A 26,868-nucleotide genomic window follows, 5' to 3' on the forward strand; every position below is an offset into this window, starting at 1 on the left:
CTGCTCAAGACGTTGAAGGTACTGATGCAGCATGTAAAGTGGTAATCCTTGCAAATTCAATAATGAATAGGGATGTTAGTTTAAAAGATGTAGAAGTAGTTGGAATATCAAAGATTACTCAAGAAGCAATTTCACTGGCAAAAAATGAAGGTTATCTCATCAAACTCATAGGTGAAGTATCTGAAGATACTCTTGAAGTTTCACCAAGACTTGTAAGAGATGGATCTCCTTTTGCAGTGGATGGTACTTTAAATGTTGCAACCCTTAAAACAGACCTTGCAGAGGACGTTACTGTTGTTGGAAAAGGAGCAGGATCTATTGAAACCGCTTCTGCAATTTTAAGTGACATAATAAGTATTTATAAAGCCAAAAGTTGATTTTTATTGGAGTTGAAGAAAATATCATGTATTTTCTGAACTATCGAAACTAAAGTTTCGAATGTTTACGAAACTTCGTTTCGTAACCGCAAAAAAAGTAAAACTTTTTTGCAGGCCCGAACACATCGTGTTCGACGGCCCAAAATATAAAAACTGTCGAAAATCAAAGCAATCAAAAACTTTAGTTTTTGATGCCCCAAAATTCAAAGAATTTGAGGGATTTTCGAGTCCCAAAAATTCTATGAATTTTTGAGGAATATTTTGGAGATTATTAAATGAAATATGTAGTAGTTATTGGAGATGGGATGGCAGATTATCCTTTAGAGGAATTGAATAATAAAACACCTCTTCAAGCATCAGTAATCCCTAATATGGATTATATTGCATCTAATGGTGTTAATGGGTTTCTAAAAACAATTCCTAATGGAATGGAACCTGGATCTGATGTTGCTAACCTTGCTATAATGGGTTACAATCCTAAAAAATATTATACTGGAAGAGGGCCGCTTGAAGCTGCCAGTATTGGTGCTAACCTTAATTCAGGAGAAGTTGCCTTTAGATGTAATTTTATAACTGCAAAAGATGGAAAATTAGCTGATTTTAATGCAGATCATATTTCTACAGAGGAATCAAAGGAGCTCATTAAATCATTAAATCAGGAATTTAGAGATACTGGAAAATTCTATCTGGGTGTAAGTTACAGAAATTTATTTGTAGTGAAAAATGAACACCTTGCATCTTTAAAGTCAACACCACCCCATGATATTGTTGGAGAAAATATAGAAGAAAATCTTTTAAGACCATTTAATGATAAAAATGCACAATTATTAAACGAGATTATGAAAAAATCCATGGAATTATTAAAGGATCATTCAGTAAATAAAAAGCGGATTAATAATGGAAAAAATCCCGCCAATATGATCTGGCTATGGGGACAGGGAATTAAACCGGATATGCCATTATTCAATGAAAAATATGGCTTAAATGGCGCTACAATAACAGGAGTAGACCTTATAAAAGGAATAGGAGTTTATCTGGGCCTTAAAAATATCGAAGTTCCTGGAGCAACCGGTTATTTCGATACAGATTATGAAGCAAAGGCCAGACATGCAATTAATGCATTAGATAACCATGATATCATATTTATTCATGTTGAAGCTCCAGATGAAGCAGGACATGCCGGAAACATTGAAGAAAAGATTAAAGGTATTGAAAGCATAGATTCTAAAATTGTGGGAAAACTTTTAGATGAACTTCCAAAATTTGATGATTATGCTATATCCATATTGCCTGACCATGCAACTCCTATAAGAGTAAAAACCCATACTGTTGACCCTGTACCATATGCTATGTTCTCAACTAAAGGATTTAAAGATGATACTAGCCAGTATAATGAATTTTCAGCAAAGAGAGGTTCATTGGGAACAATTAAAGGATATAAATTTATGAATAACTTTTTAAAAATTTGATCTTTATAATCCATAATATTTTATATAAATAGGTTATAAATCGATATTGTATTATAATTTTTACTCTATTTGAGTTAGTTTAAATATTGATATTAGTGATTTTATTTAGGAGATGATTCAGCTGTCAAAATATATTATTGTAACTGGGGGAGTTGTAAGTTCAATAGGAAAAGGAATAACCGCAGCATCAATTGGAAGAATACTGCGTTCATATGGTATTGATGTAACTGCAATAAAGATAGATCCATACTTAAACTGGGATTCAGGAACATTAAACCCTTACCAGCATGGAGAAGTATTTGTAACAGAGGATGGTATGGAAACTGACCTGGATTTAGGTCATTATGAGCGATTTTTAGATACTGAACTATCTGGTGATTCCAATATAACAACCGGGAAGGTATATTCCTCGGTAATTGATAAAGAAAGGAAAGGAGACTATCTTGGAGCATGTGTTCAAATAATTCCCCATATTACCGATGAAATCAAATCAATGATAAGAAAAATAGCCAGTAAAAGTGAAGCTGATGTTGTTCTGGTTGAAATTGGTGGAACTGTAGGAGATATTGAAAGTCAGCCATTTTTAGAAGCAGTAAGACAGTTACGTAACGAAGAAGGTCATGATAATGTAATGTTCGTTCATGTAACTTATGTGCCTTATTTAAGGGCTGCTGGAGAATTTAAAACTAAACCAACACAGCACAGCACAAAAGAGTTAAGAAGTACAGGTATAAACCCTGATATGATAATTTGCAGGTCTGAACTTCCTATTGATGATCCATTAAAACAAAAAATTGCTCATTTCTGTGATGTTGAACGTAACGCTGTAATAAATTGTCCAGATGTTAATTCAATCTATGAAGTTCCATTAATCCTTAATGAAGAAAATGTAGGAGAATATGTACTTAAAAGGTTAAAGATGGATGCGAACCATCCTGACCTGACTCATTGGAGTAAAATTGTAGAATCTCTTAAAATTAAAGAACCTGAAGTAAGCATTGGAATTATTGGAAAGTATGTAGAACTTGAAGATGCATACATAAGTATAAGAGAAGCCCTAAAACATGCAGCAGCAGAATTAGGAGTTAAAGTACATATAGAATGGATCAGTGCTGAAGATTCCATAGATATAGATAAACTTGAAGGACTCAATGCATTGTTAATACCTGGAGGATTTGGTGAAAGAGGTATTTCAGGAAAATTAGATGCAGTAAGATATTCAATTGACCATAAAGTTCCATTATTTGGAATTTGTCTGGGAATGCAGGCCATGGTTATTGAATTTGCACGAATGAACGGTTTTGAAGATGCAAATAGTACAGAATTTGACCCGGAAACGAAGAATCCAGTTATAGACATTATGCCTGAACAGATAAAGGTTGAATACATGGGTGGATCAATGAGGCTTGGTTCTTATCCTTGCAGCATTAAAAAAGGAACGTTAGCATATGATGCATACCAGGAGAAATCTGTAGATGAACGTCACAGGCACAGATTTGAATTTAACAATGATTTCCGTGAAATCTTACAGGAAAAGGGTTTGGTGATCTCTGGCATATCTCCAAATTATTTACTTGTTGAAATGATAGAACTCGAGGATCATCCATGGTTTTTAGGATGCCAGTTCCATCCAGAATTTAAATCAAGACCTAATAAAGCACACCCTATCTTTGTATCATTTATGAAAGCAGCATTTGAGAATAAAAAAGATGAAAATGAATAAATATATAAACAGTTCTAAGTGATGACATGTTTACAAATATTCCCCTAATCTGTGCAGTTATAGCAGTTATAGCATGTTTTTATGCAGCTTATTCTGACTTAAAATCTGGAATCATATCCAACAAACTTACATTCCCTTTGATTGGGATTGGAATAGCCTTAAATGCTCTTAATTCTTTTATAATTAATGATCCATGGTTTATTGTCAAAGGACTTATATTCATAGCAATAGTATATATTATAAGTTATATTTTCTGGAGAATGGGAGCATGGGCAGGTGGAGATGCCAAATTATTCACAGCATTAGCAGCTTTATTACCAGTCCAACCGTTAATTATACAGTACAGCTTATTTAATGTGAATTTTCCGGTTATTTCAAATTATGGTTTTCCCATAACCATCATATTAAATAGTATAATCTCATTGCTACCGTTCCTTCTAATTTATGTCTTATTTATAGTTTTAAGCTCAAAGAGATATCTTATAGACGAATTAATCTCTCCGATTAAGGATTATAAAAAGAATATTATTTCGACTCTGGTTATAACATCAGCAGGGACATTAACTGTATTGATAGCTGCTTATCTGCCTTATAAATTAATGATCATTCTTTTAATACTTATCTTCATCTTCTCGTTCATAATTTCCAAGCTACCAGACACAATTAAAGCTGTAGTAATAACTGTTTTAACTTTATATGCTTTATATACCGGTCCCCAATTAACTATAATTAGTATAATCACTCTTTTTGTTACATTGACCATTGTAAGGATTATTTTAAAAATCCTGACTACAATAACTAAAAAAGCACTTCAAGATGATTATAAAGTTGAAGAGCTTAAGGAAGGAATGATTCCTGCATTTAAGATATATGAGCAGGATGATAAAATAATTATTGATGACAAAGGAATAATGGACAAAATCAGAGAATCAGCTAAAAAAGGAGATGTATTTGGTTTAATGAGACCTGAAGGTAAACTCCTGATAGGTACAATGGCAGCAGGTTTGTCTCAAGATGATATAAATTTTTTAAATAAACTGGTTAAGGAAAACAGAATTGAAAATAAGATTACTATCAAAAAAGGGATCCAGTTTGCCCCTTCAATTTTAATTGGGGTCATTATTTCTCTTTTTATTGGAGATCTGGTTTTAATTTTACAAAAGATATTTTATATGATTTATTACTGAGATAATATCTTTAATAAATCATTAATATATTGAATAATCAAATAAATCCATTAAGTATTAATAATCTATTAAATACAGAATATTTATATAACCCTAAACATAAAAGATAAAATAATGATAGAAATTGATAATAAAGGACAGATTTCAGCAGAGTATTTGTTATTAATAGTGGTTCTATTACTTATCATGGCTACTGTTACAATACCTCTTGTTGGAAGATCAATTGATGCAAGTAATGATATTTCATGGGCTTCAGATGCTAATATAGCAGTTGATAGCATTGTAAATGCAGTAAATATTGTTTACTCAAACGGTCCTAACTCAAAAAGGTCTTTAAATTTTTATATACCTGAAACAATGAATTTTCAAACAAATGGAAAAACAGTAAGTCTTTCTGTGGTTCTATCAAATGGTACTACACATTATGTAAATTCTACTACAAATTATCCAATGAACGCAAATAATCAAGTTTTAACTAAAGGTAAATGGTACAACGCTACTATTACTTGGAATAGTAGATCAAACATTAACGTAAACGTTATAGCAGCATAGCATCGAGGAATTATTAATGAATATCTTTACATTTATTGGTGATATAGTTATACGGTTGTTTAATTTTGTTGGGATGATCATTTTAGCCATTCCAAAAATTCCTGATAAGTTACGAAACATAGATACTGACAGTATTAAAGATAAGGTTGATTCCCAGGCGCTTAAAGAAAATATATCAAAGATTAAAAATGATACAAATCTTGAAGAAAGAATATCAGGGATATCTAAAAGTGAAATAGCTGGAAAACTTAGAACTAGCGGAAATAAAGAAATTTACCACAATGACATTCAAATATCATCTAATTTTACATCAAAAGAGAAAGAAGACACCATACTAAAACTTCAAATATTATCAGGAGGATTTATAGTTGTTTCTATCATATACCTGTTTAATTTTATTCACCCTATTGTATATGGAATATTAGGGGTTCTTTTAATTGGATACACATTATACTTGTTGTTTAATAAAATTAAATTAATGTATGCTCATGATTTTAATGCTTATCGTGATTTTTTCTTGATGTATATTGCAGTTGGAATAATACTGGTATTAGTGGGCACCAATGAAAATTTTGTAATGGCATTTTCTTTCCAATTTTTCCCATCTCTTACCATTCTGATTTTTTCATTAATATCTGTTGCAGCTGTTTTTTTAATTTTCAGAATGAAATATTATCGAAACTACACATTTGGAACTGTCATAGAAACTGGAGAAAATACTGCCCATGTTAAAGTTGAATATGACATTAGATCTAATGTAAAACCAGACATATACATAGTAGAGGACAGCTATGGTTCAAAAGTAGGTGAAACAGTTAAAATTAGAACTGAAGAAAAAATGTTCAGTAATAGTGGAAATAAACCTATCATGATAATTAAATAGATTTTTGTCCAGTTTAATTTAAAAAATAATTTTTAAATAATTACAATAGTATATGTATGGCTACCAGTTATTATTTTATCGTCAGAAGATTTATTATTTGTACCGCCTATATCCCTTGTATATCCCTGTGCCTGTATATAGTCATAAACGCTGCTTAAAATATACTCGTTTTGATCGGATAATGATTTCGAAAGTTTTATTTGAATGGTGATGTCTTTGTTTCCAGTCATGTTTATTGATTGTACTGTAATGGGCGCAATGTTTCTGTTAAGTATTGATTGATTAGATAGTGCTTGAAGAGCCCCTTCTTTGGCAGCTATTGATATAGTATTAGCTTCGCTTTGCTGACCAACATGGGATGCAATAACAAGTACAACAACAAATATAATTCCTACTAAAAGAATTATTTCCGCTGATACCTGACCTCTTTGATCCTTTTTTATCATAATAAATTATTTATTTGTTCAGTCTATTATATGTTTTACTATTCTAATTAAATACAGAATAACTTAATAATATTTATTTTATAAATCTTATTGACATTTTAAAAGCTAATATTACTAATTAAATATTTAATAAGAATTGCAAAAGGTATATAAGTATTAATAAGTCATATAATATATTCAATATATATAATAATAATGTTTTGCTGGAGAGTTATAAATTGGGATTAATTAGGGATGATTCAAAAGGTATTGCAATATCTATGGATATTTTACTTGCACTTATTCCACTTACACTTGTTTTAGGAATTGTAGCGGCCGATACAGGAGATGTACTTAATTTGGTACAGGATAGCATTTATAGGAGTTCAATTGACAGGGTTGGCTCTGATACGCTTAACGCTCTTCTGGAAACATCAGGAGATCCTGTTAATTGGGAACGATATGGAAATCCAAAAGTTGCCGGCCTTGCAAAATATGATGAAGTTAAGTTAATACCCATTGAAGGAACGATTTATGCACCTAAATTAGGTGCAATTAAAGAATCAGATATACAGAAAATGATAGGAAATGATTACAGATTTTTCCTGAACATCACTACAGAGGATAGAAGTAGAGTTATAAAATCAATCGGAACATACAACAGCAGTGCTCATGATATTGTTAAAATTGAAAGAGTATCTCTTTATGCACAATTAGAAATTGTTTCAAAGTTAGAAAATGCAATGAGATATACAGGAAATCCAATAACATACACCAGCCCCCCTAATCCGTTTCCAACAAATGATTTTTACCTTGAAATTTATGATTACTGGTGTATTGTTGTAAATCGTGGATATGATTCAGCAACAGTAACAATTAATGAGGATCTAAACTCGAATAATTATGTTGTTAAAGGTGATGACTTCCAAGGAAATGCTGATCGTTATAAAACATTTGTAAGAAAAATTCCTGAATCATATTTATATGGATATAACAATCCACCATACAATACAACAGAATTCAAAAATAATTTAGTAACTGTTAGAACAGTCAGTAATCCATTGTCTTCAATGGACGTATATATAATTCAGGCACCTAAAGGTACACCTGAAAGTGAAATAAAACTGGATAATGCGAAACCCAGTGGCTGTAGAGTAGATTTTTTTATATGGACAATAAGGTAGGGCGATAAAATGGATGATAAAGGATTTATATTCACAACTGATGCCACATTAGCTTTAGTGGTGGTAATAGTACTTACGACATCTATAGTATCATATCAATTAGTCCCTGCTTATATGGGGCAGGATCATCAACATCTTGAAGCCCTGGCTGACAGCGCACTTATGGTAATGGAACAGGACGGTACATTAAATAATGCTGCAGTTGAGGCAGCTAGAAATAATACTACTGGTGCACAGCAGATTTTAAATAACAGGCTTACAACATTAATACCAACAGATACTGGATATAAATTAACTTTAAATGCATCCAATTTAGTTGTTGCTACAGATAATAGAGGTTTAACCTATAGTAACGATATGGTAACTAAAATAAGAGTAATATCCGGACCTAGAGAAGGGTGGATGGGAAGAGCATGGTATAAGATTGAAAAATTCGATTTTATAAATCAAACTCAAAATGTTACTACAACAGTATGGAACTTCCACAACTGGCTGACCAATTTCGCCCCTTGGACACCGGGAGGATATGATAGAAATCGAAATTACTATACCACCAATGGATTGATAAATAATCCATACTGGGGTAGTGGAACCACACCTCAAAATATTCAATTTTCATTTCCTTCAGATGCCAATATTTATAATGCAAAGTTTCTTATAGGTTCATGTAATAAATATAGCGGCGTTTCTTATAATGCGAATACCACCATGAATGGGAATGTTTATCCTGCTTATACAAATCAATTCACCTTCTTAAATTATAGGCCAAATACAAACAACGCACAGAGGATGTATAACTATCAGGGTTTTGTTAATTCCGGTTTGATTCCAGGGGTAAACAATTTTAATGTTAGATTCTGGAATATGACTGGTCCTAACAATCAGCGTACTGAACGTTACAATCTCGCATGGTATTCCATAATTGGAAATTATTCAACCACTTTTCCAGTTCCAAATGGTATTCTAACAAGTTCATACAATTTCCCGGATGCTGCAGGAATGGCCGTGCAAAATGCACAAGATCTAGGTGGTGGTGGAGGCGAATACGGCCGTATATACAATCTTAATACTGGATCAGTTACATCATTAACTAATCGAAGAGTTATAGATTGGAATAGTATCTATAATCAAGAACATGCATATGATGATGGACTTCCATTTGTTATAACTGGCACTAATGGGGGAAATAAGCCAGGTTGTGCGGTGAGTATAGTTCAGAATGTCAATATTCCTGCAGGTTACAGAATATTTGACTCTTTCGTTGTGGTAAATGCTTACGGTGGAGTAGATCAAGCATTAATAGAGGTTAATAATGGAACTTCATGGAGAACAATATTCAACAGTCAAGATTACAGTGCAAGGTCTGATGGTTATGGAAATATTCCGGGAATAGTATACATACCTAATGGCTATTTGTTACCAGGACAAAATAATAAAGTTAGAATTACAATATGGGACGATGTTCCAGGCAATGATTATGATCTTGTAGGGCTTACCAACTGTTATGTTACTGCTACATACAGCGCACTCAATGTTAATTGGGTTAATCATCCCTATAATAATCATCAAAGTAACAGTTATGTTGAAACTCAAACCAGAAACTTTGATATAGACTATAATGCAAAAGAAGTGCTTTTGTTTGTTGGTGTAGGTACTGATTCACGAACTATTACAGTATCATATCCTGGCACTCCTGATAAAGTTCTTTATAGTGGCAGTATTCCTTATTATCTTAATCTGGCCTCTTTAGATGCAGCTAAAGGCTTCCATGTTATCACAACAGCTAATTCAACTGCAACTAAATATTATTTAAAGGAGGGTACAAATTATCCTTTAAAAGTAACTGTAAATGGACCTTCATACTCATGGGAATCTGGAGATTGGGATAGAAATGCTGAAATATTTTCAGGAACCAGAATATCAGTACTTTATCCTGAATTCCTGCGTAATGTATGGGCTGATGCATATGAAAGCACGCCACAGGAAGCGATGCGTCTTGCCAGATATGATTTAGCAGACCAGTTAGGACTGGACCGAAATGATCCTGCTATTAAGACAGAAGCACTTTATACTGGTAATCTACCAAATCAGGTTCCTGTAAGATTAGAATTATGGAAACATTAGGTGATTAGAATGGATGATAAAGGATATACTTTTACACCTCTGGCAGTTTTACTTGTAATACCTATAATGATACTTGCAGCATCATATGGAGATATTGCAAACGAAATAAATAATTTATCACAGATCGTTATTGGGGGAGATGTCACATATTCTACAGCACATAACATTATAACGATTATGGAGAAGACCGCTCAAGATTCAGGAAGAAACGCGGCTTACAGGGCTACAAGAGAAGTTATAGATAAAGAAGCCAGTATAGTTAAAAATCCATTCTTAACGGATGGCCGTTATTATATTAAAGTTAAGATAGCAGAGGGATTAAATAATAATGTTATAGAAGCCTGTAAGAGTATGGAAGCAGAGACAGGGAGAAATATAACTATAAACGGGCAAGATATCAATAATCAAACTAGAAGTTTATTCTCTCCAAATGATATTGAAATCTATCAGAATGACCCATTTGGATTCTGGGTTAAACTCAAACCAGGAATACCTATTACTGTTACTCAAACTAATCAGAACTTTACTGGTTATACTCCTCCTAACATTGTTACATATGTTTCCATTGAAGGTTTGGAAGATCCATATGTATGGGTTAACTCAAAACATAGAAGATCTAACATTATTTACAAATACAGATATTATGAGTCCTACATGGGTTCCATAGACTATCATTTTGCTGATGATAATGATGGTACAAGGCTATATCGTTTATGGGATTGTTTAAACGGTACAAATAATACCAGCGGAATGGAAATGCGTCCTTATTACTTCCTTGATCCACAGGGGTTAACATTCTTTGATAGACTTGAAAACAAAACCAATAATACCTCTCCAGGACCTAATTCAGCAAAAATGAGTACATTCATACTTGGTGAGCCTTTATATGAGGAATTTGGGGCTAGAAATATCTCATGTTTAGATCATGAATATTTTAATGGAGTTCTGGGTTCAAAGAGCATATATATGCAAAAAAACAAGGACTGGTTTAGGGATCCTATGGGTAGAATATTTTTCATTTCAAACCATTATTATGGAGTTTTTAATTTAAAAGATAAATACAATTAAAGGTGATGATTAGTGCGCATAGATAACAGAGGACTTGCAAGTGCTGAACTGCTTTTCGTTACTTTAATTTTTTTAATCATGGCTGGAGGTTTAATTAACCTTGCCAGTTCAGGAATGGATATCACCGAAACTGGTAACCTCGGTGAAGTCAGAATGATTGGAGAGAGAATAGCAGAAGTTATTAATACAGCTTATATTAATGGAAATGGATATTCAATTAACATGTCTCTTCCAAATGACTTTAATTATACAGCTTGTATAAACAGCAGTGGATTTATTAACATGAAATATAACAATCAAAACATTACTGTTAAGGTTCTACCCGTAGATAAGATACAGGATATTACCATGACTAACGGACAGAGATATGCAGTGAAAAATAATAATGGTACAATTACTTTTACTTTAATTTAAAAATCTATTTATTTTTATTGGTTAAATGCATATACCAAAAGATATATAACGAGATATAACAATTGTACTATTAAGTAATTCAATATTCTCAATATAAATTGATCCGGTGCTTTTATGGATATTATGGATTTAATTAATAATATAATGGATTCAGCAGTAAATTTTATTTATTCATTATATAAATTAGAGCCAGGATGGGAAAAAAAAGCACTCATTATACTGGGATTAGTTGTTTTAGTAATAACTGTCTATGCATTTAACCCATTTAGTGAAAAACCTGAGATTGAAGTACATGATGGACCAGTAAATACTCCGGTAACAACTCCACAACAGAGTCCTGTAATTTCTAACAATTCTAATGCATCTGACAATACTACAAACATTACTATAACCAATGGTAGCAATGGAACCTTCCAAATCTCAGCAGATCAGGCAAAACAAATAGCTTTAAATTCTAATCCTGGTTATATGGCAGGAGACCCTACACAAGGTACTATAACACTGAATAATGAAGCTATTTCTGTATGGATAGTGCCGTTGATGAAAGGCAGTAAACCATCAATGGAAGTATATGTTGATTCAGCAACAGGAATGGTTGTGGGAACAAAGATAATATAGATGAGATGAAAAAATGGATACACTAGCAGTAATAATAATGATATCTTTATTTATTTTATTGATGGCATTTGTATTTTCAGCTGCTTTATTAACCCCTATAATAGGCAAAAGAAATCTCTTTTTTGTGATAAGTCTGGGATTTGTTGTTGGAATTGTTGGGGGAATATTTTTCATATCTCCAGTATTTGATGACTTACCTGTTCTGGCTTCGTCTTTCTATCAGTCCACTTCAAATGATCTTGAAACCTTGAATTTAAATGTTTCAACCAATATTGATATCAATCGTTTTATAGAAGATACAAAAAATGTTAAAGGAGTTAAAGAGGTTACAGTGTCTGGGATAACCGTTAAGACAAGCCAATTTTCTTCTAAATGGAGGAATACACTTAAAAATCGTATAATTGCTTCAAATAAGGATATTAAAAACGTTGAGATTGTATCCAATGATACATTAAAGATTGAAATTGCTCAGTCTAATCCTAAGGAAGTTATTAAAGAGCTTGAAGACTGGCTGATGCTTGTTGGAGCTATTGATGTTAAATTCAGCACAACTCATCTTGTTATAAAGGTTGAAACGTCTCAAATGAATTCTGTAATTGATCATGTCTCTAAAGAAGCTGTTGTTACAAGCATAAAAGGGCCAACCCAAAATAAAATTAACACATTAAAATCTATACTTCCAGATAAAAACAATCTAATTATTCTTTGTGGTTTTATTGGGGTTTTAACAGGGTTATTAGGTTTATTTATTGATTCTATCCTTGGAGTTATAGGGGATATTAAAGAGAGAATGGTTAAAAAGAGCCATTAGGGATGTAATATTATGAAGGCAGCAGTTCTTTTTTCAGGAGGTAAAGACAGCACCATGGCTCTGTATGAAGCATTAAAAGACGGTTTTGATGTTAAATATCTTGTATCAATTATTTCTGACAATCCTGATTCTTACATGTTTCATGTTGCTAATATAAATATCACGGAGCTTTCAGCTGATGCTGCAGGAATTCCATTAATTAAAAAAATAACAAAGGGCATCAAAGAGAACGAATTAGAAGATTTAACCAGTATTTTAAAGGAAATAAAGGAATCTGGAGTAGAAGCAATCTTTTCTGGTGCATTATATTCAGAGTACCAGAAATCAAGAATAGATAAAATATGCAGGGAATTAAAACTTAAGTCCTTTGCACCACTATGGCATAGAAACGCAGAAGAGTACATGAGGGAGATTATTGAACTGGGATTTGAAGTCATTATAACCAGTGTTTCAGCAGAAGGTCTTGACGAATCATGGCTTGGTAAAAGGATTGATATGGAACTGCTTCAGGAGTTAATCAAATTAAATGATAAATATGGTATTAATCTGGCTTTTGAGGGTGGTGAAGCGGAAACTCTTGTTTTAGATTGTCCCATATTTAATAAAAAAATTGTAATTAATGAATCAGAAAAAATATGGAATCGAGATCATGGATATTTTATAGTTAAGAGAGCTTCACTTCAGGAAAAATAGATCATATAATTTAAATATCTTATTTTATTTCAGGTGCAATCCAGTCAATAAACTTCATTGGATCCTCGATTTTAATTTCTACTTCAATTTCTCCCAGTGGAGATAGAGTATTGTCAACAAAATTGGGAATTCCAACCAAGGCTGCCTGTTTACTTAAATTAAAGTTAATTTTATTTTCATGAATACCTTTCATCATTATTTTCCGGGCAGCTCCTCTAATTTTTCTTTCTCTTAATTCATTTTTTAAATTACTGATAGAATCTTTATCACCTAAAATACAGACATAGTCAGTCCCTATTTCCATATCATCATAGTCAAATAAATTAGAAAGTGTTCTTATAACTTTATCAATGTCCTCTGTAGGGTTAACATTTGCTCTGGCGTGTATTTTACATTTCATCTTTAATACCCCAATATCATATCTTAAAAAATTATTTTTCCATCTCATTTTTTAAAATATTTCTTATAGAATTTTTAAATTTCCATATTGGCCCTTCATTTACTATCATATAATTTGCAGTTGCTATAACATCGCCTATTCCAAACTTTAATTCTCTATTATCTCTTTTATTGAATTCATTGAAATTAGGAGAATCATCAGATCTTTTTCGTTTTTTTAGGCGCAGAAAACGTGTCTTTGGACTTGAATGGATTGCAATAACCTTAAAATATTTAAAATTTTTTCTGAAGATTTTTACTTCAGCAGGACTTCTTATTCCTTCAATAATATAGTTTTTATGATTATCCTCATTTAATCCTTTTATTATCTCCACACATCTCTCTGCCACAACGTACTTTCCATATTCTTCACGTAATTTGACGGCTGTTTCACCAATATCGGCATCTCTTTTTAATGCTTCATCACGGATGATATCACCCATCCTTATAATACTGATACCCATACTTTTTGCAATTCTTGCAACAATGCTTTTACCTGAACCTGGAAGTCCTGTTACTCCAATAACTCGCATGATCTCACTCTTTTGATTAATTCACTGTATTTTATTATTTTTGATTGCATATATCCTGTTATTCAAATTCTTTAATTGAACTTAACATTGTTTTTAATGATTCTCTAAGATTATTTTTATTATCAAAATCATCGACTATTTTTTTTAGTGTTTTTCTATCTATTTTTTTAAGTTCATCCACTTTCTTTATTATACATGGTATTACTCTGATTATATTATCAACAATGGTAATTGAAGCAGTCCTGGAAGTTCTTGATAATGGATTTAAATCAATGGCAATTACAAATTTGCCGTTTGATACAAGTGCTTCTGTTCTATCTCCATCCTCCAATGGGACAAGGATTACATCAGCATTTAATATGCCTTCGGGGCTGACATCACCACGAGGACTGTTAAGTCCTTTTATATGTTCAAGATTTTCTTCATCTGCACCTAAAATTTCTTCTGCACCAGCTTCTTTTAACACTTTAGAAATGGCATCCACACGTTGAGGTGTCCGATAAAAAAGGTTAATTTCGACTTTTGCACCAGTAATATGGGATAATTTAACAATATCTGATGCGACAAGAGCTGCAGCATTACCATTAACAGATAGAACTGGATTTTCAGCCAGTAATAAAGCGGCAGATGTGGCTTCAATTGCTTTTTTTGCAGTTTCACTCGTTTTTTCTCCAATTAAATAGTCAAAAGCTTCGCCTCTACCATGAGCTATCATTCCTGAATCAGCTAAAATTCCAGCTTTGTATGCATTTACCATTTTTTCCCTTGAAAGAAGAGATTTATATCTTGGATGATCCTTAGAAATCATGTTAATAATTTATAAACATTCAGATATATATGTATAAAAACATGCTGCAGTATTTAGAAAATATTTCTGCAAAGATTTTTTAGCCTTTAAAATAAATTAATTCAAGGGATAAAAATGAAAGAAAGAATTGAAATAAATAAATCTGAGGAGTTTAATGATCCTGCCCAAAAAAAAGAAATAAAAAAACCCAAAAGAAGTAAGGTTAGATATGCAGGTATATATTTAGGTATTATCCTTGTTATCGCTGGTTTGATCTGGTATGCGGCAAATATTGGACTGATACCAATGGAATTTATACTGGAACAGGCCGGACCAATTTTAATAGTTATACTGGGGATACTTATTTTAATCAAATCACTTTAACCAGGTCAATTAAAAACTAAATTTCAATGATCAAGATATTTGAGGATTTGTGAGGTATTTTATGACTAATTTATTAAAAGAACTATCAAATGCGCCAGGAATATCAGGTTTTGAGGAAAATATCCGCGAAATCATGACAAGAGAATTAAAAGACCATGTAGATGAAATAGAAACTGATGGCCTTGGAAATTTAATTGTAACAAAAAAAGGAAAGAAAAACAGCAAAAGAATAATGCTTGCAGCCCATATGGATGAAATAGGGCTAATGGTAAGACATATAGACAAAGAAGGATTTGTTAAATTTACAAAAATCGGCGGGATAAATGACCAGATGCTTTTAAATCAGGAAGTTTATATACATTCAGATGAGGGTAAAGTTCTTGGAGTTATAGGTGCAAAACCACCACATAGAATGAAAGCTGCTGAAAAAAGAAAAGTAGTTGAATATGAAAACATGTTTATAGATATAGGGGCTTCAAATAAGGAAGAAGCAGAAAAAATGGTAGATATTGGCTGTCCTATCACAATTAAACATGAGTTTTCCGAGCTTGCAGGTAATTTGGTAACCGGAAAGGCTTTTGATAATAGAGTAGGTTGTTATGTACTTGTTGAGGCAATGAAAAGGGCAAAAAGCGATGCAACCATTTATGGGGTAGGAACTGTTCAGGAGGAAGTTGGACTTAAAGGAGCAAGAACTTCTGCATTCAAAATAAATCCTGACATGGCAATAGCACTTGATGTTACAATTGCTGGGGATAATCCAGGAATTAAATTTGAAGAAGCGCCTGCAAAACTTAACGGAGGTCCAGCCATCATACTAACTGATGCAAGTGGAAGAGGCTTAATTACTCATCCATTAGTTAAAAGGCTGATTATTGATACAGCAGAAGAAGAAAAAATCCCTTATCAGCTGGAAGTGAGCGAGGGCGGCACAACAGATGCAACTGCAATTCATCTGACCAGGGAGGGAATCCCCACGGGTGTTTTATCAGTTCCAACAAGGTATATACACACACCAGTTGAAGTTGTGAGTCTTGATGATGTTGAAAACACCATTAAATTGCTTGTAGCCGTACTGGAAAAATCTTAAAAACATTAATCATTTTTTAGGTACGGATATTATTTTAATCCCATCTGAGTTAATCTCATAGGTCATAAATTGAGTGGGTGTTTTTGTGCTTCTCATTTTTACAATATCCATGACCCGTTCTCTTCTACCGGTATATGGATTTTCGCGTTTCATAAGTTTTATAGCACCATATACAGAAAATAATGCAAGTTCATTAAACTCGTTGGAAGTGGCGCTGTCAATTATAACAAGAGAAGTTATATTTTTTTGTTTTAATTCGTATACTAAATGATCAAAGCGATCTCTAAATTCATAAGGTGTTAGTTTAGCTGTATAACTTCCAAGACTGTCTATTATTACAACATCGGTGTCTTCAGGTATGTTTTGTAGTATTTTTACAAAATTCCCCTTCACAGTATCAATATCTATACTTAATTCTGCTTCTATTAATCTTGCTCGAACTCCAGCCAGTTCTATAAAGCTTATAAGATCTTTTTCAGCTAGTTTTTCAAGATTCCAGTTGAATGCCTTTGCCTGTGTGTAAAGATCATCAGCATCTTCCTCTGTAGTAACATAAACAGTTTTAAGACCCTGTTCACAGCAATTCTTTGCAAAGTGAAGTCCAAATATAGTTTTACCCGAGCCAGCATCTCCTGTAATTAGCATGGTTCTATTTGCAGGAAAACCTCCTGTGATTTCGTCAATAACAGATATTCCAGTTTTTATTCTTTTCAAATTATTCACCTTTAAATTTTCCACATTTTTCATCAATACCTTAAATTATTAACTTTTATGATAAACAAATTCAAATCCACATTTATTTGATCCATCAGCCATACATGATATCTGTTCCACGTTGCCTTTAATAGATGTCCATGTAAAACTGCGTATAACTATCACTCTGCAGATAAGACAGAACATGGGACTTTTTTCAGTGTCCACATCCCATGGACAATTTAAAAATCTAAGATAGTTCGCTTTGTTCTTTGATAATATCTCTGTTTCAATACCCAGATTTGATAAAAATTCTGATATCCAATCCGTATAATATTTAAATACGGTACCATCATCGAGGTCTTCGTTAGAGAAATTTGCGAGATATTCCTCAAATTTTGGTTTCATATTTTTTTCAAAGCGATCTCCAAAGCTTCTTGCAATATTATTCCGTATTTGTGGCGGTATATTTGATGCAAATACTGGTACGGCACTTAAAAGAAAACTGAAAAGTTCACTTCTGGCACTTTCTTTTAAAAGTTGTTCTCTTTCTTTTTCTGCTTTTTTACGTTCACGTATATCCTGAAAAACGAGTACAGCACCATTAACATTACCTTTATCGTCTTTAATAGGAGAATATGTATCATTAATCGGTATTGTCAAACCTTCTTTCGTTATCAGTGTAGTATGATCCAATTGATAAGAAGGATTATTTTCCTGAAGTAAATTATCGATTTCAATTGGAGTTCTGGATTCTTCATCAATTATTTTAAAAATGTTCTTTAAAGGTTTCCCTAAAGATTCTTCCAGGCCCCATCCGGTAATTTGCTGGGCAACTGGATTCATAAATGTAATGTTTCCCTTTTTATCGGCAGTAATCACAGCATCTCCGATACTTTCAAGGGTTGTATATAACCATTTTTCATTTTCTTTCAATTTACTTTCCATCATATGTTTATACAAAGCTACTTCAATTGCGCTGTGTAATTCCTGATCTTCAAAAGGCTTGATTATGTATCCAAATGGACCGGTAATTTTAGCACGCTTTAATGTTTTATCATCAGAATAAGCAGTTAAATATACAACAGGAATATCAAAGCAATCTTTAATTATTTGAGCAGCATCGATACCATCCATTTCTCCTTTTAAAACTATATCCATTAATATCAAGTCTGGATGAGTTTTACGAGCTTTTTCTACTGCATCTTCTCCAGAGGATGCTATTTCTGACACTTCGTAATCAAGGCTTTCCAGTCTGTGTTTAATATCCATTGCCACAATACTTTCATCCTCAACTACGAGTATTTTAACTGATGACATACTATTAGTAGATATAATATTTTATATATATTAATATACTGGTTATTTTTCTTGATATTCTTCCCTTGAGCATTCCATTCATTATAATATAATAATTTTTTATTTATGTAGATATTCATAGATTTTAACTGCAAGATCCCTGTTAATTCCCTTTACACTTGCCAGTTCGTCAATATCAGCTTTTTTTATATTTTCAAGGTCTCCAAAATACTTTAGTAAGCTGACTTTACGTTTTTCACCTATTCCCTTAATTTCATCCAGTATAGATCGTTTTATTTCTTTAGATCTAAGTTTTTTGTGATGTTTAACTGCAAATCGATGGGCTTCATCCCTTATTCTCTGTAGAAGATATAAAGCTTCAGAATTTGATGGTAAAATAACTGGACTGGATACTTTTGGGATAAAAATATGTTCAAACTCCTTAGCCAGCCCAATAACTGGAATATCTTTTAAATGAAGCGAATTTAATACGTCTAAAGCCACATTAAGCTGGCCCTTACCTCCGTCTACAAGAATTAAATCTGGTTTTTTTGATTCTTCATCTGGAGATATTTTACTGTATCTACGTGTTAAAACTTCTCTCATCATTGCATAGTCGTCAGGTCCTTCTATTTTAACATTAAATCTTCTATATTTACTTTTTTTAGGAATACCATCTACAAATACGACCATGGATCCAACAGGGTGCTTACCGCTTATGTTAGATATGTCAAATGCTTCAATTCGTCTTGGAATCCTTGGAATATTAAGATATTTTTTAAGATCAACTAAAGCTCCTCTGACTTCTCTTTCATGGTTTTTAATGATTTCAGCATTTTTAGCCACCATCTGCACTAAACGAGTTTCTGATTTATTATCAGGAGTTCTTAATATTACCTCGTCCCCTCTATTTTCAGATAACCACTCTTGTATTAATTCTTTTTCATCAGGTTTATACTGAATAATAATTTCTGAGGGAACATGTCTTGGGCTCATATAAAATTGTTTTAAGAATGCAGATAGTATTTTGTTGGGAAGTGTTCCTTCTGTTCCACTCATAAGGAAATCGTCTTTTCCTATAATTTTTCCTTCTCTTATTGAAAATACAACTACGCTGGCAATTTTTTCATCATAAGAACATGCTATTACATCCTGTTCAAGGCCTCTATCAAATTCTATCTTTTGTTTTTCAAGTATATTATCTACTGATTGAATCTGGTCCCTTAAAACAGCAGCTTTTTCAAATTCATAATTTTCTGCAGCTTCAATCATCATTTCATTTAACATTTCAATAATTTGATTGTATTTCCCTTCAAAAAATAAATTTATCTTCTCTACAATTTCATTATACGATTTTTTTGTGATTTTACCACTGCATGGGGCACTGCAAAGGTGAATCTGGTAATTAAGGCATGGTCCGTCCATTTTTCGACATGTTCTTATTTTAAATAATGCTTTTAACGACTTAACTATTCCCCTAACAGATCCAGTATCTGTAAATGGACCATAATAATAAGCTCCGTCATCTCTAACGTTTCTTGTAATTAAAACTCGAGGATAATCTTCATTGGTGATTTTAATATATGGATATCTCTTATCATCCTTTAATCGGATATTGTATTTTGGTTTATATTTTTTTATAAGATTTGACTCTAAAATAAGGGCTTCTTTTTCTGTATCAGTTATAATATATTCTAAACTGTGAAAGTGGCTCATTAATAGCTTTGTTTTTAGAGGTTGTTCAGATTTTGAAAAATATGATTTTACTCTTTTAATTAATGATTTGGCTTTTCCAACATACAAAACAACGTCTTCAATATTCCTCATTATGTAAACGCCGGGTTTATTAGGTAAATTTTTGGGATCACTGCAACGATTTGACATTTAATCGCCTCCAGTAGTTGCCTCTTGAAATCTGTTTAAATCAATGAAATCATTAAAATGGAATAAATAAAAGAATTATCATCAATATAAATTGTTTTAATGAAGGATATTATCTCTTGTCTTTGGATATGCGACTTCAGGTCTTTTAACAGCAAATGAATCCTTTAAATCTTCGTGCATTTTTACAGCTATATCTATAGGGATACCTATTGCCATGTATTCTGGAGGAAACCATATATTACCAGTTGGATCAACAGGACCTATAAAAGATATTCCTTTTGGAACTTTTTTACCCATTCCTGCAGGATATGTTACAAACGTGGCACATGCAGGACCCATGGGCATACTGATAACATTAAATGGATTGGTGGTTCTAAAATGTATAAGACTGCTTAAATTTCTTATCTGTTCACCTTTACCGAAACAGACTATTGATTTAATATCAATATCATCTTCTGCATCCAAACATTTTCTTATAACAAGATATTTTCCTGGTGTTGTTATTTCACCTATGGATTCTCGCCATTTTTCAAAAATTTCCGGGCTTGCTTTCAGATATTCGGCTTCACCGCCTCTAAATTTCTTATGGCCAGTTGATACAAAATATTTTATGTGCTCCATTGGTTTAATAAATCCCAGCCAGCTCATTGCACCAGGACAGCACCCTTTAAGCGTATCTTTTCCTATATATAGTGCTGGTGTTTTTTCATCGGATGCAGCAACAAATATGGCTTTAGCAACGCATTGGGCTATAGAACACATAGGAACTGCTTCATCAGGTATTTCTTCAGTGCCATATATACATAAAGGATTTGTATCCAGCATACCGGCCCGAGCAATGCTTCCACCGATTTCTTTGATATTGATTTTTGAAATTTTTACCACCTCAAAAATTTTCCATATTTGTGGCCCTCAAATGCTTCGCATTTGGGGCATCGAAATTTCCAATTTCGAAAGCCGCCGAACACTTTGTGTTCGGGCATTCGAAACTTTAGTTTCAAAAGTTCGGAAAATCCCTCGAAATTCGAAGAATTTTGGGTCACCAACACTTCGTGTTTGTAGGCTTTGATTTTCCTCAACTTCTTCGTCATACCATCATTTATTTATAATACATTTACCAATATAAACTAAATTATTTTCTACATATGATGCAAAAAATGAAACATATAAAACACAAACATTGGATAGATTACTTTTCAAATGCTCTTACTTAAAATCTATTAATTATCATGATAATTTTAAACTATAAGAATTGAATTTATTGAAATCTTTTCAAAAAGAGGATGAAAATGAATAAATTTAAACTTGTATCCAATTATAAACCATTAGGAGATCAGCCCAAAGCTATAAATTCTATTGTTAATGGAATTAATAAGGGTTTGAATCATCAGACACTCCTTGGAGTAACAGGATCAGGAAAAACATTTACCATGGCTAATGTAATTAAAGAGGTTCAAAAGCCAACATTAGTTATATCTCACAATAAAACACTTGCTGCACAGCTTTATGAAGAATTCAAAGAATTCTTCCCTGAAAATGCTGTTGAATATTTTGTCAGTTACTATGATTATTATCAGCCAGAGGCATATATTCCACATACAGATACCTATATAGACAAGGAAGCAAGCATAAACGACGAAATTGACCAGATGAGGCATTCAGCAACTCAATCTTTGCTTTCAAGAGATGATGTAATAGTTGTTTCAAGTGTTTCATGTATATATGGTATTGGATCACCTGAAGATTACGGAGATCATCTTCTTCACATGAGAATTGGGGAAACACATGAAAGAGAGGAAATATTATCAAAATTAGTCCATATTCAATACGAAAGAAATGATATAGACTTTACAAGAGGTAAATTTAGAGCAAGGGGAGATGTAATAGAAATATTTCCAGTTCACGGTTCATTCCCCATAAGAGTTGAACTTTTCGGCGATGAAGTTGACGGATTATCCTACATAGACCCCTTAAAAGGAGATATAATAAAAAAAATTGATAGAATTACCATATTTCCGGCAAAACACTTTGTAATCTCTGAAAGTAAAATGCAAAAAGCTATTAGAGCTATTGAAGCAGAATTAGAAGATAGGTTACTTATTTTACATTCGCAGAATAAACTACTTGAAGCCCAGCGTCTTGAACAGAGAACAAGGTTTGATATTGAAATGCTTGAAGAGATGGGTTATTGTCCTGGGGTAGAGAACTATTCACTTCATTTAAGTGGTAGAAAATGGGGAAGCATGCCTCATACTCTTATAAAATACTTTCCAGATGATTTTTTAACTATAATTGATGAATCACACGTTACTGTTCCTCAAATTGGGGGAATGTATGCTGGTGATCGCGCACGTAAAGATTCTCTTGTAGATTACGGATTCAGACTTCCTTCAGCCCGTGAAAACAGGCCATTGAACTTCGATGAATTTGAGAGTCTTATGAATCAGGTAGTATATGTTTCTGCAACACCTGCTAAATATGAACTTGAAAAAAGTCAGAATATTGTAGAACAGATCATAAGACCCACTGGACTTGTTGACCCTGAAGTAATAATCAAACCGGTTAAAGGACAGGTAGATCATCTTTTAGGGGAAGTTCAAAAGAGAATTAAACAGAATCAGAGAATACTGGTAACTACACTTACAAAAAAGATGGCTGAAGACCTCACAGATTACTATGCAAAAATCGGGATTAAAGTAAGATATCTGCACTCAGAAATAGGTACCCTTGAACGTATTGAGATAATTGATGACCTTAGAAGAGGCGAATTCGATTGCCTTGTCGGAGTAAACCTTTTAAGGGAAGGATTGGACCTTCCAGAAGTTTCTCTTATAGGAATTCTTGATGCGGATAAGGAAGGTTTCCTTCGATCTGAAACATCCCTTATTCAGACAATTGGACGTGCAGCAAGGAATATAGATGGACAAGTCATCATATATGCTGATGAAATAACAAAATCAGTAAAATCTGCTGTTGAAATAACAAATAAAAGAAGGAAGATGCAGATTGAATATAATAAAAAACATAATATAACTCCTAAATCTGTTGTTAGATCTATAAAGGAAAAAGAGAAAAGGGATAAAATTGAATTAATTGATCACATTGAAAATATGCCTAAAGATGAAATACGTTTATTAATTAAAGATCTGGAACATGAAATGAAATTAGCTGCAGCTAAACTTAATTTTGAAAAAGCAGCGAAGATTAGAGATAAAATAACTGCTTTAGAAGGGGTTTCAAACTAATGAATACTAAAAAGGATAACATTGTCATTAAGGGTGCGAGAGAGCACAATCTAAAGAATCTAGATATTACAATACCAAGGGATAAATTTGTGGTAATTACCGGAATCAGCGGTTCAGGTAAATCTTCACTGGCTTTTGACACAATATACGCTGAAGGGCAGCGAAGGTATGTAGAATCCCTTTCAGCCTATGCAAGACAGTTTTTAGGTCAAATGAAAAAGCCAGAAGTGGATTATATTGAAGGACTCTCACCTGCAATCTCCATTGACCAGAAAACCACAAAGACAAATCCGAGATCAACTGTGGGGACAGTGACGGAGATTTATGATTATCTAAGGCTTCTGTATGCAAGAATAGGTTTACCTCACTGCTATAAATGTGGAAAACCAATATCACAGCAAACATCTGGACAGATTGTTGATAGCATTTACAAAGAGGAAGAAGGCACTAAAATACAGATTCTTGCACCAGTAGTTAAAGATCGAAAGGGTGAACATCATAAAATATTTGAAGACCTTAAAAAGAAAGGTTTTGTGAGAGTCAGGGTAGATGGCGAAGTAATTAATCTGGATGAAGAAATAGAACTTGACAAAAATAGAAAACACACCGTAGATGTGGTTGTAGATAGGCTTGTTATTAGATATGATGTTGATTTTAAAAGGAGACTTGCAGATTCAGTAGAAACCGCTCTTGAGCTGGGGGAAGGATTAATTGTAGCACTTTTAGAAAAAAATGGGCAAAAAAACGAAAAAATATTCAGTGAGCACTTTGCGTGTCCAGATTGTGATATAAACTTTGAAGAGATCAGTCCCCGATCATTTTCATTCAACAGTCCACACGGGGCATGTCCAGAATGTAACGGGCTTGGAAGTAAGATGGAAATGGATACAGACCTGGTGGTGCCTGATAAAGCACTTTCATTAAATGAAGGTGCAATATTACCATGGAGTAAATCTAAAAAGAGGGATAACTATTACTATCAGATGCTCAAAGCCATTGCAGATCATTACGGGTTTAGTATGGACATTCCATTTCAGGATCTCCCCAAAAAATACCAGAATATAATTCTCTATGGATCATCTGAAAGAATTGAATTCACATTTCGGCGAAGAAACAGGCTGCACCATGTAAAAAGGAAATTTGAAGGTGTTATAAAAAGAATGGAACGCCTGTTCATGGATACTAAATCAAATTATATGAGGGGTTATATTGGGCAGTTCATGAGTGATAGAAAATGTCCTGCCTGTAATGGTTCACGATTACGTCCTGAAAGCAGATCAGTAACTGTAGGAGATAAATCCATAGCTGAAATTGTTGCCATGCCCATTAAAGAGTCAAAAAAATTCTTTGAAGAACTTGAACTAACTGCAATGGAGCATTTCATTGCAAAGGAGGTATTAAAAGAGATAAATGAGCGATTAAGCTTCTTAGCTGATGTGGGATTGGACTATATCACCATGGACAGGTCATCAGGTACTCTTTCTGGTGGTGAGGCTCAGAGAATTAGACTTGCAACCCAAATTGGTTCAGGACTTGTTGGTGTTCTATATATACTTGATGAACCCAGTATCGGGCTTCATCAGAGGGATAACAAGAGATTAATAGAAACCCTTAAAAGATTGAGGGATATTGGAAACACATTAATTATCGTTGAACACGATGAAGAAACCATATTATCTGCGGATCATGTTATAGATATTGGTCCTGGTGCTGGAGAACATGGAGGAAGAGTTACAGCAGAAGGAACACCAATGGAAATAATGGATAATCCGGAATCAATTACAGGTAGATATCTATCAAAAAATGAAACTATAGAAATTCCAAAGGAGCGAAATAGTCCCAACGGTAAATTCATCACAGTTAAAGGCGCAAGACAAAATAATCTTAAAAACATTGATGTTAATATACCTTTAGGAGTATTTACATGCGTTACAGGTGTCTCAGGTTCTGGTAAAAGCACTCTTATAAATGATGTCCTTTATAAGGGTCTCTACGGTGAATTTAACAGAAAACATGTCAATGCCGGAAAACATGATGAGATTTTAGGCACTTCAAATATCGATAAAGTGATCATTATCGATCAATCCCCAATAGGGCGGACACCACGTTCCAATCCAGCTACATATACTGGTGTGTTTACATATATCAGAGAAATTTTCTCCCAATCACTTGCAGCTAAAAAAAGAGGTTATAAGCCTGGAAGATTTAGTTTTAACGTTAAGGGCGGACGCTGTGAAGCTTGTAACGGTGATGGTATAATTAAGATTGAAATGCACTTTTTAGCAGATGTCTATGTTCCATGTGAAGTATGCAGAGGTAAAAGATACAACAAGGAGACCCTGGATATCAGATATAAAGGTAAAAACATTGCTGATGTTCTGGATATGACTGTTGAAGAAGCGCTTTACTTCTTTAGAAACGTTCCACGTATTCATAAAAAGCTTAAAACCCTTGATGATGTTGGTCTTGGATACATAAAACTTGGACAGCCAGCAACAACTCTTTCAGGAGGGGAGGCACAACGTGTTAAGCTTTCAAAGGAGCTTAGCCGTCAGAGTACTGGAAGAACACTATATATTCTGGATGAACCTACTACTGGCCTGCATTTTGCAGATATTAAAAAGTTACTCCATGTTCTTGGAAGATTAACTGATTCTGGAAACACTGTTTTAGTTATAGAACATAATCTGGATGTTATTAAGACTGCTGATTACATATTAGACCTTGGACCTGAAGGTGGAGATGATGGAGGCCTCATTGTCGCTGCGGGTACGCCAGAAGAAGTTGCATTAAGTGATACCCACACGGGAAGATTTTTAAAAGAAGTTTTAGATGGAAAATCCACATTTTCTTCTTTAGAAATTGGTCAAAATGCTGTTTCACAGGAACTATCCACAAACAACAAATAATTATTCTTTTATTTTTGTTTTCCTATTTTTTGAATACCAAAATTAGTAATATTACCTAATGATATAATATTATTAGTT

Annotated in this window: 25 protein-coding genes; 17 read left to right on the forward strand and 8 right to left on the reverse strand. The window is 33.1% G+C overall.

Going from position 1 to position 26,868, the window contains the following annotated elements; genetic code table 11:
* The 6 genes from QMD61_09070 to QMD61_09095 all read left to right on the forward strand — a co-directional run.
* Nucleotides 1–377, forward strand: a 377-nt coding sequence (locus tag QMD61_09070; protein MDI6724779.1) for a homoserine dehydrogenase, incomplete at its 5' end; no start/stop codon positions are given.
* 275 nt (nt 378–652) lie between these two features.
* A complete protein-coding gene (locus QMD61_09075) occupies nt 653–1,846 on the forward strand; it encodes a cofactor-independent phosphoglycerate mutase (protein MDI6724780.1) in 1,194 nt (397 codons plus the stop codon).
* Between the two features lie 112 nt (nt 1,847–1,958).
* Entirely contained in the window at nt 1,959–3,569 is a 1,611-nt protein-coding gene (gene pyrG / locus QMD61_09080) for a CTP synthase (glutamine hydrolyzing) (GenBank protein ID MDI6724781.1), read from the forward strand.
* A 26-nt stretch (nt 3,570–3,595) separates the two neighbouring features.
* Nucleotides 3,596–4,756: an A24 family peptidase C-terminal domain-containing protein gene (locus QMD61_09085; protein MDI6724782.1), complete on the forward strand. Its 1,161-nt coding sequence runs from the start codon at nt 3,596–3,598 to the stop codon at nt 4,754–4,756.
* A 114-nt stretch (nt 4,757–4,870) separates the two neighbouring features.
* Nucleotides 4,871–5,308, forward strand: a complete 438-nt coding sequence (locus QMD61_09090; GenBank protein MDI6724783.1) for a class III signal peptide-containing protein — start codon at nt 4,871–4,873, stop codon at nt 5,306–5,308.
* A gap of 16 nt (nt 5,309–5,324) precedes the next feature.
* Nucleotides 5,325–6,191, forward strand: a complete 867-nt coding sequence (locus QMD61_09095) for a DUF2101 family protein (GenBank protein ID MDI6724784.1) — start codon at nt 5,325–5,327, stop codon at nt 6,189–6,191.
* 32 nt (nt 6,192–6,223) lie between these two features.
* Here QMD61_09095 and QMD61_09100 read toward each other — a convergent pair whose 3' ends face one another.
* Complete coding sequence (locus QMD61_09100) at nt 6,224–6,637, reverse strand: hypothetical protein (GenBank protein MDI6724785.1); 414 nt, start codon at nt 6,635–6,637, stop codon at nt 6,224–6,226.
* 218 nt (nt 6,638–6,855) lie between these two features.
* Between QMD61_09100 and QMD61_09105 the strand changes: the two genes are divergently transcribed.
* The 7 genes from QMD61_09105 to QMD61_09135 all read left to right on the forward strand — a co-directional run bounded on the left by QMD61_09105 (nt 6,856) and on the right by QMD61_09135 (nt 13,528).
* Complete coding sequence (locus QMD61_09105) at nt 6,856–7,800, forward strand: hypothetical protein (GenBank protein MDI6724786.1); 945 nt, start codon at nt 6,856–6,858, stop codon at nt 7,798–7,800.
* A gap of 9 nt (nt 7,801–7,809) precedes the next feature.
* Nucleotides 7,810–9,924: a hypothetical protein gene (locus QMD61_09110; protein MDI6724787.1), complete on the forward strand. Its 2,115-nt coding sequence runs from the start codon at nt 7,810–7,812 to the stop codon at nt 9,922–9,924.
* A 9-nt stretch (nt 9,925–9,933) separates the two neighbouring features.
* On the forward strand, nt 9,934–10,992 hold the full coding sequence (locus tag QMD61_09115) for a hypothetical protein (protein MDI6724788.1): 1,059 nt from the start codon (nt 9,934–9,936) through the stop codon (nt 10,990–10,992).
* A gap of 12 nt (nt 10,993–11,004) precedes the next feature.
* Nucleotides 11,005–11,406: a hypothetical protein gene (locus QMD61_09120; GenBank protein ID MDI6724789.1), complete on the forward strand. Its 402-nt coding sequence runs from the start codon at nt 11,005–11,007 to the stop codon at nt 11,404–11,406.
* 114 nt (nt 11,407–11,520) lie between these two features.
* Nucleotides 11,521–12,024: a peptidase gene (locus QMD61_09125; GenBank protein ID MDI6724790.1), complete on the forward strand. Its 504-nt coding sequence runs from the start codon at nt 11,521–11,523 to the stop codon at nt 12,022–12,024.
* A 13-nt stretch (nt 12,025–12,037) separates the two neighbouring features.
* The gene (locus QMD61_09130; GenBank protein ID MDI6724791.1) at nt 12,038–12,835 is read left to right on the forward strand and encodes a hypothetical protein; all 798 of its coding nucleotides are present in this window, start codon (nt 12,038–12,040) and stop codon (nt 12,833–12,835) included.
* A gap of 12 nt (nt 12,836–12,847) precedes the next feature.
* Nucleotides 12,848–13,528 (forward strand): TIGR00289 family protein, encoded by a 681-nt coding sequence (locus tag QMD61_09135; protein ID MDI6724792.1) that lies wholly within the window; start codon nt 12,848–12,850, stop codon nt 13,526–13,528.
* A 19-nt stretch (nt 13,529–13,547) separates the two neighbouring features.
* On the opposite strand, the gene QMD61_09140 is transcribed toward QMD61_09135, so the two are convergent.
* Genes QMD61_09140 through QMD61_09150 form a run of 3 tightly spaced genes read right to left on the reverse strand, consistent with a single transcriptional unit; the run spans nt 13,548 to nt 15,307 of the window.
* The gene (locus QMD61_09140) at nt 13,548–13,928 is read right to left on the reverse strand and encodes an RNA-binding domain-containing protein (protein MDI6724793.1); all 381 of its coding nucleotides are present in this window, start codon (nt 13,926–13,928) and stop codon (nt 13,548–13,550) included.
* A 31-nt stretch (nt 13,929–13,959) separates the two neighbouring features.
* Nucleotides 13,960–14,499, reverse strand: coding sequence for a nucleoside monophosphate kinase (locus QMD61_09145; GenBank protein ID MDI6724794.1), 540 nt, complete (start codon nt 14,497–14,499; stop codon nt 13,960–13,962).
* Between the two features lie 58 nt (nt 14,500–14,557).
* Nucleotides 14,558–15,307: a 4-phosphopantoate--beta-alanine ligase gene (locus QMD61_09150; GenBank protein MDI6724795.1), complete on the reverse strand. Its 750-nt coding sequence runs from the start codon at nt 15,305–15,307 to the stop codon at nt 14,558–14,560.
* A 114-nt stretch (nt 15,308–15,421) separates the two neighbouring features.
* On the opposite strand from QMD61_09150, the gene QMD61_09155 reads away from it, so the two are divergent.
* Together QMD61_09155 and QMD61_09160 are read left to right on the forward strand one after the other, a co-directional pair.
* Nucleotides 15,422–15,670: a hypothetical protein gene (locus QMD61_09155; protein ID MDI6724796.1), complete on the forward strand. Its 249-nt coding sequence runs from the start codon at nt 15,422–15,424 to the stop codon at nt 15,668–15,670.
* Between the two features lie 61 nt (nt 15,671–15,731).
* On the forward strand, nt 15,732–16,760 hold the full coding sequence (locus QMD61_09160) for a M42 family metallopeptidase (protein MDI6724797.1): 1,029 nt from the start codon (nt 15,732–15,734) through the stop codon (nt 16,758–16,760).
* A gap of 9 nt (nt 16,761–16,769) precedes the next feature.
* Here QMD61_09160 and QMD61_09165 read toward each other — a convergent pair whose 3' ends face one another.
* The 4 genes from QMD61_09165 to QMD61_09180 form a co-directional block, all read right to left on the reverse strand.
* On the reverse strand, nt 16,770–17,474 hold the full coding sequence (locus QMD61_09165) for an ATPase domain-containing protein (protein ID MDI6724798.1): 705 nt from the start codon (nt 17,472–17,474) through the stop codon (nt 16,770–16,772).
* Between the two features lie 48 nt (nt 17,475–17,522).
* Nucleotides 17,523–18,773, reverse strand: coding sequence for a methanogen output domain 1-containing protein (locus QMD61_09170; GenBank protein ID MDI6724799.1), 1,251 nt, complete (start codon nt 18,771–18,773; stop codon nt 17,523–17,525).
* A gap of 99 nt (nt 18,774–18,872) precedes the next feature.
* Nucleotides 18,873–20,636 carry an excinuclease ABC subunit UvrC gene (gene uvrC / locus QMD61_09175; GenBank protein ID MDI6724800.1) on the reverse strand — a complete coding sequence of 588 codons (1,764 nt, stop codon included), beginning with the start codon at nt 20,634–20,636 and terminating at the stop codon, nt 18,873–18,875.
* A gap of 96 nt (nt 20,637–20,732) precedes the next feature.
* Nucleotides 20,733–21,521 (reverse strand): DUF169 domain-containing protein, encoded by a 789-nt coding sequence (locus QMD61_09180; protein MDI6724801.1) that lies wholly within the window; start codon nt 21,519–21,521, stop codon nt 20,733–20,735.
* A gap of 404 nt (nt 21,522–21,925) precedes the next feature.
* Here QMD61_09180 and uvrB point away from each other — a divergent pair, with 404 nt between their 5' ends.
* Together uvrB and uvrA are read left to right on the forward strand one after the other, a co-directional pair.
* Nucleotides 21,926–23,881 carry an excinuclease ABC subunit UvrB gene (gene uvrB, locus QMD61_09185; protein ID MDI6724802.1) on the forward strand — a complete coding sequence of 652 codons (1,956 nt, stop codon included), beginning with the start codon at nt 21,926–21,928 and terminating at the stop codon, nt 23,879–23,881.
* A complete protein-coding gene (gene uvrA, locus QMD61_09190) occupies nt 23,881–26,790 on the forward strand; it encodes an excinuclease ABC subunit UvrA (GenBank protein ID MDI6724803.1) in 2,910 nt (969 codons plus the stop codon). The genes uvrB and uvrA overlap by 1 nt, the downstream gene beginning before the upstream one ends.
* The last annotated feature ends 78 nt before the right edge of the window (nt 26,791–26,868 follow it).

It is taken from the genome of Methanobacterium sp. (assembly GCA_030017655.1).
In the GTDB taxonomy this organism is placed as follows: Archaea; Methanobacteriota; Methanobacteria; order Methanobacteriales; family Methanobacteriaceae; genus Methanobacterium_D.

Excerpts from the sequence above, each read along its gene's own strand:
- QMD61_09075 (MDI6724780.1), top strand. The coding sequence starts at position 653 with ATGAAATATGTAGTAGTTATTGGAGATGGGATGGCAGATTATCCTTTA.
- pyrG (MDI6724781.1), top strand. The coding sequence starts at position 1,959 with ATGATTCAGCTGTCAAAATATATTATTGTAACTGGGGGAGTTGTAAGT.
- QMD61_09085 (MDI6724782.1), top strand. The coding sequence starts at position 3,596 with ATGTTTACAAATATTCCCCTAATCTGTGCAGTTATAGCAGTTATAGCA.
- QMD61_09090 (MDI6724783.1), top strand. The coding sequence starts at position 4,871 with ATGATAGAAATTGATAATAAAGGACAGATTTCAGCAGAGTATTTGTTA.
- QMD61_09095 (MDI6724784.1), top strand. The coding sequence starts at position 5,325 with ATGAATATCTTTACATTTATTGGTGATATAGTTATACGGTTGTTTAAT.
- QMD61_09100 (MDI6724785.1), bottom strand. The coding sequence starts at position 6,637 with ATGATAAAAAAGGATCAAAGAGGTCAGGTATCAGCGGAAATAATTCTT.
- QMD61_09110 (MDI6724787.1), top strand. The coding sequence starts at position 7,810 with ATGGATGATAAAGGATTTATATTCACAACTGATGCCACATTAGCTTTA.
- QMD61_09115 (MDI6724788.1), top strand. The coding sequence starts at position 9,934 with ATGGATGATAAAGGATATACTTTTACACCTCTGGCAGTTTTACTTGTA.
- QMD61_09125 (MDI6724790.1), top strand. The coding sequence starts at position 11,521 with ATGGATATTATGGATTTAATTAATAATATAATGGATTCAGCAGTAAAT.
- QMD61_09130 (MDI6724791.1), top strand. The coding sequence starts at position 12,038 with ATGGATACACTAGCAGTAATAATAATGATATCTTTATTTATTTTATTG.
- QMD61_09135 (MDI6724792.1), top strand. The coding sequence starts at position 12,848 with ATGAAGGCAGCAGTTCTTTTTTCAGGAGGTAAAGACAGCACCATGGCT.
- QMD61_09140 (MDI6724793.1), bottom strand. The coding sequence starts at position 13,928 with ATGAAATGTAAAATACACGCCAGAGCAAATGTTAACCCTACAGAGGAC.
- QMD61_09145 (MDI6724794.1), bottom strand. The coding sequence starts at position 14,499 with ATGCGAGTTATTGGAGTAACAGGACTTCCAGGTTCAGGTAAAAGCATT.
- QMD61_09150 (MDI6724795.1), bottom strand. The coding sequence starts at position 15,307 with ATGATTTCTAAGGATCATCCAAGATATAAATCTCTTCTTTCAAGGGAA.
- QMD61_09155 (MDI6724796.1), top strand. The coding sequence starts at position 15,422 with ATGAAAGAAAGAATTGAAATAAATAAATCTGAGGAGTTTAATGATCCT.
- QMD61_09160 (MDI6724797.1), top strand. The coding sequence starts at position 15,732 with ATGACTAATTTATTAAAAGAACTATCAAATGCGCCAGGAATATCAGGT.
- QMD61_09170 (MDI6724799.1), bottom strand. The coding sequence starts at position 18,773 with ATGTCATCAGTTAAAATACTCGTAGTTGAGGATGAAAGTATTGTGGCA.
- uvrC (MDI6724800.1), bottom strand. The coding sequence starts at position 20,636 with ATGTCAAATCGTTGCAGTGATCCCAAAAATTTACCTAATAAACCCGGC.
- uvrB (MDI6724802.1), top strand. The coding sequence starts at position 21,926 with ATGAATAAATTTAAACTTGTATCCAATTATAAACCATTAGGAGATCAG.
- uvrA (MDI6724803.1), top strand. The coding sequence starts at position 23,881 with ATGAATACTAAAAAGGATAACATTGTCATTAAGGGTGCGAGAGAGCAC.